The following is a 12442-nucleotide window of genomic DNA, read 5'->3' on the forward strand; positions in this document are numbered from 1 at the left end:
CAGTCTTTGCAGCCTGATCTGCAGCCTCAATAATGGAAGCTGCATCATATGTTTCAAGAATTCCCAGCGCACTGATCTCCTCAACCTGAGTAGTTCCATAAATAGCCGGGAAAAGAGACTCGTGCGGATTACCCAGTACAAAACTGTCAATGCACTTGTCCTCATATGTTGTTACAGCTGTATCTACGGCAGCTTTTACCGCACTGAGATCACCGGTAATAATTGCAATATATTTACCCGGACACACGGTCTGCGCCTCAACGATTTCTACATCAGATGTCTTAACCATTGCATCTGCTGCAGTAACGCCGGTAGCTGTAGTTTTGAATTCAATCATTCCGATTGCTTTACTCATTTTCTGCACGTCCTTTCTAATTCTTTGCAACTACGATCCAGCGGTCTGTCACCTCGGTAACTTTACCGGAGATGGTTGCATGGATACCAACACTTAAGCCCTGGGCAGGAGAAGCGATCATCTGACCTCTTGTCACCTGATCTCCAACTTTTACAATTGCCTGAGCAGGTGCTCCGATATGCTGGCTAAGAAGAATTTTAACCTTTGGAATATCAACCAGTGTCTCGTCCATCGGTGCGTCCTTGTCATATTTTGTAAGACCAAGACGTGCCATCAGGCGTTCTTCCGGAACCTTGCGGTATTCTCGGGATTCCTTAACTGGTACTGGCTGTACTCCCTGAGGAGGACGAATACCTGCCTTACGAAGTCCGCCCTTCATGTCTGCAAGAAGTGTTCTTGGAGCAAGGCTCTGAGGACATGCATACATCTCACAAACGCCACAGGAGCTGCAGAAGCTTGCATTGATGTATGGATTAACATCTCTGAAATCCTGATTGGAAGCTGCACGCATGAAGCGGGCTGGATCAATCGGATGTCCCAGATTGTTACGTGGGCAAAGATCTGTACAAGTATTACACTGGCAGCAAATAGATGCTGCACGTTTTAAATCTATAGCAGAAGTCCGCATCTTCTTCTGTACGATTAAATGGTCTTTTGGCAGAACCAGAATCGCATTTGTTGTCTTCGTCACAGGGTCAGAACCTTTTCCGATTCTTCCCATCATCGGTCCACCAATAAAGTAAACCGGGTCTTTTACAGTAGTTCCGCCTGCCTGGGCAACAACATCATCCATAGTACATCCAAGAGGTACTTTTACAGTTACCGGATGATTTACCTCAGCTACAACAGACACATATTTGGCTGTTACAGGCTCTTTTTTCTCTACTGCCTGGTATATATTATACAATGTCTCTACGTTAAACACAGCAACTCCCTGCTCAATAGGAAGTCCGCCAGGTCTTACAACTCTACCAGTTGCTTCGTAGATCAGTACAACCTCATCTCCCATCGGATACACTTCATCCAGAAGGTGGATGCGCATTCCCGGGAACTCTTCGATATGCTGTTTCAGAGCATTTACTGTCTGAACATAAGATTTTTTGATTCCAATAATGGCCTCAGAAGCTCCAACTGTTTCCTGAACCATATGGAAGGTTTTCATTATTTCGTAAGCGTGCTTCTCTAATAACTGTCTGTGTAATTTCAGTAAAGGTTCGCACTCTGCACAGTTCATAAGAATGGTATTTGCTTTATCTGTCAGCTTCATGTATGTAGGGAATCCTGCACCACCGGCACCAACTACACCATTCTCCTGTATAATATTCTGTAATTCTTTGATATCCATGGCGTTACTCCAATCCTGCACCGTCATCAACGATACCTACAATGGCGGCATCTACCGGTGCTGTTTCTACGCCGCAGCCAATTCTTGCCGCGCTTCCTTGTGCCACCAATACATATTCTCCGATTCCTGCACCGATAATATCGATCGCAACAATCTGACTGAGGTCACCTTTCATGTGATGAACCGGTTCCACGATCATAAACTTATTGCCGATCAGCTTTTCGTTTTTTCTTGTGGAAACAACGCTTCCTACTACCTTGCCAACTATCATGTGAACCTCCAAATTTTATATCAGTTCAGCCATGCATCTGTCATTTTCAGAACCAGCATGGCTGAACACTTTATTTTAGTAATGAGGAAATGATTTCCAAAACATTACTTTATAATTGTAACTGTATTGCCTGTGGCAATTTTTGCTGCATTTGCTTCATCTGTATCAATGTGCATCTCCAGTGTAAAGCTGTCGTCTACACGGATCTTCACCTGATTGAAAATGGTTCCTCTCTCATTGTCTGCCTTAACAGATACGATATCTCCATCCTTCACACCGGCTGCCTGGGCATCCTTCGGGGACATATGAATGTGACGCATTGCTACGATACATCCCTCTTTCAGATAAATCGCACCTTTCGGTCCGACAATTGCAATAGGAGCACTTCCCTTAACATTTCCAGACTCACGCACCGGTACTTTCATACCAAGCTTGATTGCGTCTGTAGCTGATACTTCAACCTGTGAAGCCTTGCGGACCGGTCCGAGAATACGTACATTCTCAATTGCACGGAGCTTCAGTCCAACGATAGTTACTGTCTCATTGGAGGCAAACTGTCCGCCCATCAGCTCTTTCTTCTTGGTGAGCTGATATCCTGGTCCAAATAAAGCTTCAACATGTTCCTGCGTCAGGTGGATATGTCTTGCGGAAACTCCGATGGGCACCATGAAGCCATTGCCTTTTTCTTCTTTTTTATTGAGAGCATCCAGTACCATTCTGGTAATCAGCTCAACATTATTGGTTTCCAAAAGTACACCTGCTTTCTTCCTGAAATTCGGTAATGTCTGCCATAGCAGACATTATAAAAGTAAGGAGCATCCATGAATTCGCTCATGCAAGCACAGCTCATTCATGGCTGCTATCTGGGACTTTTATATTATTTCAGAACTGGAAGGATTTTCTCAACATCTGTATGAGGTCTCGGAATTACGTGTGTAGCTACAAGCTCTCCAAGTCTGGATGCTGCTGCGCTTCCGCTCTCTACTGCAGATTTAACTGCTCCAACATCTCCACGAACCATAACAGTTACAAGACCGGATCCGATCTTCTCTGTTCCAACTAATGCAACGTTAGCTGCTTTGCACATCTGGTCAGCTGCCTCGATAGCTGCTGTAAGTCCTCTGGTTTCTACCATTCCTAATGCTTCCTGTGTCATGATTTTTTCCTCCTTATGAATTGCTGGTTTCTCAGCTTCTGTATGTTTGGTTTCTGTAATCTCTTTGTCAGCTGCAGTGGTCTTCGGCTCTTCGGCCTTTACTTCTGCTGCTTTTGCTCTGGTTGTTCTGGCCGTTCTTCTCGGAGCGGCTGCCTTTTTAGGGGCTGTTTTTTTCGCTGTCTCTTTCTTTTCTTCGTCAGCCATTATTCATCCCCCTTTTTCTTTCTCCATCGACTTGCGCTAAGCTCCACCATTTTGACGATTTCCTCATGGGGATTGGCAATTACTGCATAGCTTGCCGGTTTCTTGATGGCATTTGTTGCTGCCGCTTCCACAGCTTCTGTAACAGCTGCCACATCGCCTTGTACAATAATGGTCACCAGTCGTCCGCCCAGCTTACGCTCCCATGACGCCAGCTCAACGTCTGCCGTTTTACACATAATGTCCAGGGCATCCATGGCCGCTACAACACCTGTGATTTCAATAAAACCATATGATTTACTCATGAGCGAACTCCTTATAGTTCATTAGATGCTTGGAAGGATTTTCTCCACATCTGTATGAGGTCTTGGGATTACGTGTGTAGCTACAAGCTCTCCAAGTCTGGATGCTGCTGCGCTTCCACTCTCAACTGCTGCCTTAACAGCTCCGACATCACCGCGAACCATAACAGTTACAAGACCGGATCCGATTTTCTCTGTACCAACCAGTGTAACCTCTGCTGCTTTTGTCATTGCATCTGCTGCCTCAATTGCAGCTGTAAGTCCTCTGGTTTCTACCATTCCTAAAGCTTCCTGTGCCATGATGAATTCCTCCTGATATATCTCGACTTTTCAAGTACGCTCCAGCGTACTTGCTGTGAGGTACCTGCCATGCTCCGCATGACTTTGTTCATTTTTATTATAGACTTAAATTCACTGGTTAGCAATCATTAATCCTTATCCAGTGCGCTGATTTTCAGCATTTTTTGTGTACCGGGTTCCGGATTTGGTATTACGTAGTGCTGTACCACACCGGTCATACTCTCTGCTACTCTGATTCCAGCTTCCACAGCCTCTGTTACATCAGAAACGCTTCCGCGGAACTTGATGCAGACAAGGAGCGGTACCGGCAGACTGTCCGCATTTGCAGGTTTATTTTTATCAAAAACCTCCAGATGGACATTTGCTGCCTTGCAGCCAGCGTCGGCCGCCACAAACGCTGTTGCCAGTCCGAACACCTCCAAGATTCCTACAGCTTCTGCCATCTTGATTCTCCTTTATCCGGCAATTATTTATTTACAACTGCGATCTTAAGACCGGTCATTGCAAGGTTCTTCTTTAATGCTTCATTGATCTCCTCAAGCGGATACTTGTCTGTGATCAGCTCAGACATTGGAAGTCCGATTGCATTTGCTCTCTTAAGGAAATCAAATGTTGTAACGTAATCTCTTAAGGTGTATACCCAGGAGCCTACGATTGTGATCTCTTTGGAGCAGATGTCAAAGTGCGGGTTAATTGTAGCATCTCCACCATTGATGAAGAAACCAAGCTCGCAAAGGCCACCGCCGTTACGGATGAATTTGTAGATGTTTGCATGAGCAACAGGTGATCCTGTACACTGGAATGCAAAGTCTGCAAGATGTCCGCCAAACTGATCTTTAACAGCTTCAGAAAGTGCTTCGATTCCTTTGTGCTCCATGAAGTTTACACTCATGGTAGCGCCCATTCTCTTAGCGAAATCAAGACGCTGCTGATTTCCATCTACAGCACAGATGTTCTCGATACCCATGGTACGAAGAACTGCAATACAGATCAGACCGATTGGTCCGCATCCCTGTACAACAACTCTGCTGTTGAAACGAAGGATACCAGTTGTTTTTGCTCTCTCAACTGCATGTACAAGAACTGCACATGGCTCGATCAGGATACGGGAGTCCAGATCAAGATCACTTACGTTGAAGAATGTGCTTCCAAACTCTCCACCTCTGATAAAGATGTAATCAGAGAACCATCCGTTAAGATGAATGTTATCATCTGGAAGAAGTCCGTATACGTCAGCTCCTCCAACGTTTTTCTTGTTTAAGTCGAACATTGTGATTTCAGGATCATCCTTGAAGATCATACAGGTAACGACTTTGTCACCGATCTTAACCGGTTTTCCAGCTGTATCAGTCTTAACATTTTTACCCATGGCAACGATCTCACCAGTTCCCTCATGTCCAAGTGCAACCGGGATCAGGTTGAATGGGTCTCTCTTGAATTCGTGAGCATCAGTACCGCAAACGCCGCAGCCTTCTACTTTAACAAGGATGTCGTCATCGCCAATTGCCGGAATCGGGTACTCTTTAATATCAAAATGCTCTTTTTCAGTAAGTACTGCAACGTGTGCAGTTTTCGGAATTGCGCCTGCCGGTGCTGCAGCTGGTGCTGCCGGTGCTGCTGATGCAGAAGCTGCCGGTGCTGTTCCAGCCATTCCAGCAAGAACCTGTTTTACGATTTCTTCGATATTTACGTTATTCATATCCATTTTTATGTTTCCTCCTGTCAGCGAATGCAAAGGCTGTCTGCCATTACGCAGCGTCTTCTCTTGGTGAATGTACTTGCACTTGTAAGTCCTTCACCAGTACGGCTTGCGATTGTGAATGTACAGTAACCTTCTCCGCCGAATCCAAGTGCTGCATAGGAAGGTGCATTCTTAACAAGGATTGCGGTGTCGATTGCTTTCGCATATTTGGTGATATTGTCAATGTTCTTGGAATGAATGTGTGCAGAGTGGCGGTTGCCATGCTCAAGCCATACAGCCTGCTCTACTGCATCATCAAAATCTTTTGCCCTTACAACGCCAAGGATCGGCATCATAAGCTCTGTAGCGATAAGTGGATGTTCCTTCGGTCCTTCAAATACGATGCAGCGGATATTTGCAGGAGCATTTACTCCGATCATGGAAAGTAATGTTCTTGCGTCACGTCCAACGCATTTACGGTTCAGCTTGCCGCCTGCAAGAACAACTGCTGTAAGTTTATCCTGTTCTTCTTTGGAAGCAAGGTAACAGTCATTCTCACTTACCAGATAATGCATAAGCTCATCTGTAATAGAAGCAACTGCTACGATTTCCTTCTCTGCGATACACGGAAGGTTGTTATCGAATGTACATCCGTTTACGATATCCTGAGCAGCTTTTCTTACATCTGCTGTCTCATCTACAACTGCCGGAGGATTTCCTGCGCCAGCGCCGATTCCACGTTTTCCAGAGGAAAGGACTGCTGTTACAACGCCAGGACCGCCTGTTGCTGCGATAAGCGGGATATCTTTATGTTTCATCATAATATTGCTTGTCTCTAATGTAGGTTTCTCTACTGTTACTGCGATATTGTCCGGGCCACCTGCTTCCAGGGATGCCTCATTTAAAAGATTGATCGCATAAATAGAGGTTTTGATTGCTGCCGGATGCGGATTAAATACAACTGTATTTCCACCTGCCAGCATACCCATTGTGTTGCACAGAATGGTTTCACTTGGGTTCGTACACGGAGTGATTGCTCCGATTACGCCAAACGGTCCCATCTCGATCAGAGTAAGTCCTCTGTCGCCTGACCATGCTGTAGTGCTGAGATCTTCTGTACCAGGGGTCTTATCTGCTACCAGATGATGTTTCAGGATCTTATCTCCTACATTTCCCATTCCGGTCTCATCAACACCCATACGTGCAAGGATTTCTGCATTTTCTTTTGTTTTTCTTCGAATGCAGGTAATAATTTTTTCTCTCTGGTCCAAGGACATTTTCCGAACGATCTTCTGGGAAGCTTTCGCAGCCTCAATGGCCTCGTTCATATCTGTGAAAATTCCATGTTTACCGGCCGGAGCGTCTGCAATCTGCATTTTCGCCATAACTTCCTGTACAATATCCTGTACCATGCTCTCGCTGATTGGCATGAGATTGTTCCTCCTTAACAATTGCCCACAGCTGCCTGATTTTCCCACAGCTGCCAGCCTTTATATTTTCTGATTATTTCAGTCCTAACTGAGCCATAACCTGTTTGGTGATCTTAGCTACTAACTCTGCATCTGCATTAGCAGTGTCAGCTGCAGGAGCATCACTTCCACCTACGAAATCATACTGATATCCTGGGAACTGTTTGTAGTCCTCGTTGTGGCATGCGCCGCCGCAGTTGTGGCAGTTCAGGCCGTCTTTGTTCTGACAGAGGTTTGCAGGATGTTTTCCAGGCATACCGAATTTACGACGGATCTCATAAAGTTTCTTAATGTTCTCTTTATCGAATTCCTTCGGGCCGCCAAGAAGCTTGCTCTGATACAGAAGCTGTGCATAGAACTCTACAGATTCCATCTTCATGTATGCAGCGTTCAGATCTGTGCTCCATGTAAGAGCTCCGTGGTTCTCAAGAAGAACAGCATCGAAATATGGAAGATATTTCTCAAGGTTATCCGGAATCTCCATTGTAGAAGGTGTACCGTACTCAGCGATCGGAACACATCCAAGAGCGATAACTGCCTCTGGCATGATTGGCTGTGTAAGCGGAATACCAGCAATAGCAAAAGATGTTGCATAAATTGGATGAGCATGTACAACAGATCCTACATCAGGTCTCTTCTCATATACTCTCATATGCATCTTGATCTCAGATGATGGTTTGAATCCCGGGTTAGCCTGAAGAACATTTCCTTTGGCATCTACTTTACAGATGAACTCTGGGGTCATGAAACCTTTGGATACACCAGTAGGTGTGCAAAGGAACTCGTTGTCATTCAGTTTTACAGAGATGTTTCCATCATTTGCTGCAACCATGTTGCGGTTATAGATTCTTCTTCCGATGTCGCAAATCTGTTTTTTGATTTCGTATTCGTTTACCATGCTTTTTTCCTCCTTAAGCACATTCAGGTGCGGTGGATTATGTATGTTATAGTACCGCACCGGGTAACTTATCATGGCTAGGCATAGCTAGCCTGTTACTTTTTAGGTTATGTTGTAAGTTTACACCATTCCACATTATAAGTCAAGGTTTTTCCGTTGTTTTATGTTGTTTTATGTGGATTTTTTTCTGGATTGCTATGTTGTTTTTCGTGGTTTTGCTGGTTTTACTGTTTTTCCACATTTGACAGGTATTTTCTAATTCACAGGATCAGAGGCATCTTTTTCCCATGGCATTACATCGCCATCTTCCCTAAGATATTCCAAAATCTCCGGAATGCCCTCCTGCTGCCTGGAGTCTACATAAAATATTTTTTTACAGCCGGCAAGCTCCAGCCAGGACGTGGCAAGTTTTACATTTGCATCCGGATTGTGGATTTTGGTAACAATTCCAATTACTTCACGGTTGGCCATACAGGTAATGCAAGGTGGAAAAAGGCAATACGGTTCCGTGGCAGATACCAGCAGCCCTACCACATCTGATTCATATGTATACAACGCCAGGGCGTGTCCCAGACCTTTCGTCTGGGCATACTCTCCTGGCGTATCTACGATCACATCAAAATTATTTACATATTGTGTTTTATGATAATGTATTTTTTCACCACGCAGGGCCTGGGTCAAAGTAGTTTTTCCAGCCTCGCTGCGACCGATCAGAACAAGTTTCTTCATATTCTGTCAAGTCCTTGTAATGGGGCATAAAGTAAAGCCCAGTTTATTTCCCACATAGTCCAGAATTGCGCTGGTAGAAGCTTCTACTTCCGACACAGTACCTGTGATGATCAGGCTTCCGCTGAAACGGTCAACAAACCCCAGTTCAATGCCAGATGATTTCATCGCAATATCTGCCATAATGATAGCAGTTTCTGCCGGACTTACAGTCATGATCCCAATGGCCGCTCTTGAGTAGTCCAGCGACGGATCAAGACCCAGCTTGGTGTAAAGAATCTTATCCGGATTGGCAATGATATGTGCCAGGGAAATCTGCTTGCCTGGCACAAGCTCCTGTACAATTCTCTGTTTCATTTCCGGAGACATATTATCTGTGTATCCCATTTTCTCCTCCTGAATAAAGAGTTTTTATTTTCTAATTTGATTATACCTTTCTGATTTCCAAGTGTCAACAAAAAGCAACACTTCTCTGCATGCTATATGTGGTTTTTCTTGTACTACAATGTTGTTTTTATTTGTTTTCTCTGTTTTTTCTTATTTATGATTGACATGCTTTTTACCCTCTGGCATACTAAAGTTAACTGTAAATGGCTTTTCAAAACACTTTTATAGTGAAATTACCAGCTGCATATATTCACGTAATCTTGACTAGGAGATGATTTTATGTATCTTTCTGATATACACACACATTCCATTGCCAGCGGACACGGCACAACCTGCACCATCAGCGACATGGCAAAGGCTGCTTCTCAAAAAGGGCTGAAGCTTCTTGGAATCACAGACCACGGACCAGCCACTCTGGCTGCCGGAACTTCTTCTTATTTCCGAAGCCTGATCTATTCGCCCAGGAAGCGGTTCGATGTGGAATTATTATATGGAATTGAACTGAACATTCTGGATACCGATGGAAAAACAGATCTGCCACAGGAGCTTCTTGATAAGCTGGACTACGCAATCGCCAGCATGCATTATCAGAATTTCCGGCCAAAGACCAGGGAAGAAAATACTGCTGCTTTTCTGAACGTAATGAAGAATCCGGTTATAAAGATCCTGGGACACATTGATAATCCCCAGTATGACATAGATTACGACGCAGTTGTAAAGGCTGCCGGTGAAAACGGTGTTCTCCTTGAGATCAACGAAGCTTCCCTGGCGCCTTACGGATATCGGGGCGACACCCATGCCAACTGCGCGCAGATCCTGTCCTGCTGCCGGAAGTATCTGGTTCCAATCGTTCTTTCCAGTGACAGTCATGGAACAGAGCATATTGGAGACTTCACTTATGCCGCTGATTTCGTTCATAATGCTATGTTTCCAGAGGGTCTGATTCTTAACAACCAGATTCCGAAATTAAAGATGCTGTTAAGCATACGATAAAAAGGATCCAGCTTGCAGAATTCCAATGGAATTTTGCATTACGCAAAAACTCTCCGAGAAATATAAATACGTAAGCTTAACTTCGTATATATTCCGGAGAGTTTTTTATACTTATTTCTTTGATTACTCATTTTCATTTTTATGATCTGCTTCTCTTACTTTCTGCATCATCGCAGCAAGTTCCTGATATTTTCCTGTCACATAACCGTAGTTTTTCTTCTTATGAGGGAGCTGACAATTCGTACAATCTTTAAATCCCTTCTCATTATATTTGAAATTTCCGCCGCATTTGTCTCCAAGGGCATAAAGCGGGCAATAGCAGAACAGACAGTTAAAGTCCTCTGGATCAGCTCCTTTATGGCATGGAAAATACTCACATTTCTTATGACTGAAATAAGCGTATTCTTTATCTTCCCAATATTTTTTCTCCATATTTCTCTCCTTATCTCATACAGCTCAAAACAAAATATTCTTTATATTCTATTTCGTAATGCCCCAAAATCAAATGCAAAAAAAGAATCCCGCTTACAGGAATAGAATACGGCCAGAGCGTGTTTAAAAAAGGCTTTCTGTAAGATGTGCGTCACACCCTGCAGGAGATTACGGGAATAATTCTACAAACAGGCTCAGGAAAAGTGTAAAAAAAATACCGCATATGCGGCTTCTGAATCATCATTATTTAAGAGGGAGCGATGCTACTCCGGGGTAGAATATGATCCGTTCATATATACGCGGAGGGAACGGTTTCATCCGAAGTAGTATCGCCTGCCATTTAATCTGTATAATTCTTCTGAACAGGCGATCATTCCATAAAAAATGTCCACTCACAAAAGCGGACAACATCTCAGGGCTGCGGATTCCCCAAAACTGGTTGTTACACTTTCATCGGAAGTTTAACCTCGCCATACCAAGCAGGTTTCCTGGCTCCAGAATCATCACTTCCTCTCTCCTTCTCATGCGTAAGCACAATGGACTATGAGATTCGCTCCTCTGTTACAGTGACCGGATCGCTCAGGTTTCTCACCTGATTCCCTCTTTCTGCCAGCTTATAGCTGTCAGCACTTAATATGTTCACTATGGAATTATACTGACATCATATTACCACCGGTCACTGTCTTTGTCAACCCTTTGAAAGGATTTTTTGTTATTTTTTTATCAACCTGATGGTGCTGTCACGGCGTGAACAGCAGCGTCAGCTTCTCCAGAATCTTCTCCACCAGGATTTTCGCTGTTTTTTCATGAGATCTGTGCCCAGGGTGCTGCCTTGATCCAAATTCTCCTTCCTGTGTATCCGGAAGCCTCACAAATTCCACGCGCTCATCCCCTGTTTTTCTTTTATAATTCCCCACCGCTTTCTCAAGCGTAGGCAAAATCTCATCTCCAAGCATTCCATAACACCACAGAATATAGCTTTCCGGATTACATACGCGCAGTTTTCTCAAAAAGTCTTCCACAGCCTTTCCAACCCTGTCCATATTCTTCGTGCCGCTGCTGTCGTTTGTCCCCAGATTCACCACGATCACATCAGGCTGAAACTTCTGGAAATCCCATTTTTCCATAGCACCCAGTTGTTTGTTTCTTTCTCCATTTAAAAGACCGCACACCTGCTCATAATATAGCGGGATTGCCTGCTGCTCATTGCCTTCCCAGGAACAGAAAACGCCCCAGCCGCTCTGACTGATGCAATTGTACACCGCGCCCAGTTCTTTTGCTGCCATATATGCATAATTATCCACGGCATTGAAGCAAAAGGAATTCCATGTCATTTCTTCTCCTGCACCGCTGCCGCCCTCACCAGAGGTAATGCTGTCCCCTATTACCTCCAATCTGAGCTTTGGTGTTTCAAGAGGTAAAAACTCACCGTCAGTTTCAACCTCCAGAAGCTGAAGCAATGTTTTTTCATCTGTGGGAAACGCAGGGGTATCACGAAGAAGCTTTACATTTCTTACCTTATCCCTTTCCATATTACGGAAAAGGCAGATTTCCTGTTCTCCCTTATTTACCATAAGCCGTTGGGACAATACGCCGTCTACGATCACATCCACCCATGGCTCAAAAACATCATAATCGGAGCGGATTTTCACCCATATTTCTGTTGCTTTTACATTCAGTTCAATTCCGGAAGCGGTCCAAAATAGTGTTACCGGTTCCAGACTGCCATTCGTTCTTCCTAATATTCTTAAATATGGAATTTCCTTCATCTGATAATGGCTAAGCATTTTTCTCCACCTCTCATCTGGCTATACGAAATATTTATGTTACGATTTTCAGACAATACTTTTATTCTTACTATACTTCTTTTTTCTTTACTTTTCCACATTATTTTCAGTAAAAAGCCCCTTCCGGATTTTCATCTCC

The 12442-nt window shown here is 44.1% G+C and carries 16 protein-coding genes and 1 riboswitch; of the genes, 1 reads left to right on the forward strand and 15 read right to left on the reverse strand.

Going from position 1 to position 12442, the window contains the following annotated elements:
* The 13 genes from AB5170_RS06445 to AB5170_RS06505 form a co-directional block, all read right to left on the reverse strand.
* A partial coding sequence (locus AB5170_RS06445; RefSeq protein WP_368365053.1) for a BMC domain-containing protein occupies positions 1–355 on the reverse strand: 355 nt, incomplete at its 3' end.
* Between the two features lie 16 nt (positions 356–371).
* A complete protein-coding gene (locus tag AB5170_RS06450) occupies positions 372–1700 on the reverse strand; it encodes a 4Fe-4S dicluster domain-containing protein (RefSeq protein ID WP_118577771.1) in 1329 nt (442 codons plus the stop codon).
* 4 nt (positions 1701–1704) lie between these two features.
* Positions 1705–1971 carry a EutN/CcmL family microcompartment protein gene (locus AB5170_RS06455; RefSeq protein WP_117850917.1) on the reverse strand — a complete coding sequence of 89 codons (267 nt, stop codon included), beginning with the start codon at positions 1969–1971 and terminating at the stop codon, positions 1705–1707.
* A 104-nt stretch (positions 1972–2075) separates the two neighbouring features.
* A complete protein-coding gene (gene pduL / locus AB5170_RS06460) occupies positions 2076–2720 on the reverse strand; it encodes a phosphate propanoyltransferase (protein ID WP_368361282.1) in 645 nt (214 codons plus the stop codon).
* A 128-nt stretch (positions 2721–2848) separates the two neighbouring features.
* Entirely contained in the window at positions 2849–3127 is a 279-nt protein-coding gene (locus AB5170_RS06465; protein WP_005427721.1) for a BMC domain-containing protein, read from the reverse strand.
* Between the two features lie 203 nt (positions 3128–3330).
* Positions 3331–3633, reverse strand: coding sequence for a BMC domain-containing protein (locus tag AB5170_RS06470; RefSeq protein ID WP_118577772.1), 303 nt, complete (start codon positions 3631–3633; stop codon positions 3331–3333).
* Positions 3634–3654: 21 nt separating this feature from the next.
* Positions 3655–3930: a BMC domain-containing protein gene (locus AB5170_RS06475; RefSeq protein WP_118577773.1), complete on the reverse strand. Its 276-nt coding sequence runs from the start codon at positions 3928–3930 to the stop codon at positions 3655–3657.
* A gap of 128 nt (positions 3931–4058) precedes the next feature.
* Complete coding sequence (locus AB5170_RS06480) at positions 4059–4373, reverse strand: BMC domain-containing protein (RefSeq protein WP_118577774.1); 315 nt, start codon at positions 4371–4373, stop codon at positions 4059–4061.
* Positions 4374–4396: 23 nt separating this feature from the next.
* The gene (locus AB5170_RS06485) at positions 4397–5635 is read right to left on the reverse strand and encodes a zinc-binding dehydrogenase (RefSeq protein WP_347088460.1); all 1239 of its coding nucleotides are present in this window, start codon (positions 5633–5635) and stop codon (positions 4397–4399) included.
* Between the two features lie 17 nt (positions 5636–5652).
* Positions 5653–7041 (reverse strand): aldehyde dehydrogenase family protein, encoded by a 1389-nt coding sequence (locus AB5170_RS06490; RefSeq protein ID WP_118577776.1) that lies wholly within the window; start codon positions 7039–7041, stop codon positions 5653–5655.
* 73 nt (positions 7042–7114) lie between these two features.
* A complete protein-coding gene (locus tag AB5170_RS06495) occupies positions 7115–7978 on the reverse strand; it encodes a class II aldolase/adducin family protein (protein ID WP_173717925.1) in 864 nt (287 codons plus the stop codon).
* 255 nt (positions 7979–8233) lie between these two features.
* Entirely contained in the window at positions 8234–8707 is a 474-nt protein-coding gene (locus AB5170_RS06500) for a EutP/PduV family microcompartment system protein (RefSeq protein ID WP_148461167.1), read from the reverse strand.
* Between the two features lie 6 nt (positions 8708–8713).
* Complete coding sequence (locus AB5170_RS06505) at positions 8714–9091, reverse strand: BMC domain-containing protein (protein ID WP_021924989.1); 378 nt, start codon at positions 9089–9091, stop codon at positions 8714–8716.
* A gap of 279 nt (positions 9092–9370) precedes the next feature.
* Between AB5170_RS06505 and AB5170_RS06510 the strand changes: the two genes are divergently transcribed.
* Entirely contained in the window at positions 9371–10084 is a 714-nt protein-coding gene (locus AB5170_RS06510; RefSeq protein ID WP_118577779.1) for a phosphatase, read from the forward strand.
* 123 nt (positions 10085–10207) lie between these two features.
* Here AB5170_RS06510 and AB5170_RS06515 read toward each other — a convergent pair whose 3' ends face one another.
* Positions 10208–10516: a cysteine-rich small domain-containing protein gene (locus AB5170_RS06515; RefSeq protein WP_118577780.1), complete on the reverse strand. Its 309-nt coding sequence runs from the start codon at positions 10514–10516 to the stop codon at positions 10208–10210.
* A gap of 460 nt (positions 10517–10976) precedes the next feature.
* Positions 10977–11165, reverse strand: a riboswitch (cobalamin riboswitch).
* 91 nt (positions 11166–11256) lie between these two features.
* Positions 11257–12303, reverse strand: coding sequence for a GDSL-type esterase/lipase family protein (locus tag AB5170_RS06520; protein ID WP_368361283.1), 1047 nt, complete (start codon positions 12301–12303; stop codon positions 11257–11259).
* Between the last annotated feature and the right edge of the window lie 139 nt (positions 12304–12442).

The organism is Ruminococcus sp. RTP21484sp1_RTP21281st1_A8_RTP21281_210402 (assembly GCF_040914025.1).
Classification (GTDB): domain Bacteria; phylum Bacillota; class Clostridia; order Lachnospirales; family Lachnospiraceae; genus Blautia_A; species Blautia_A faecis.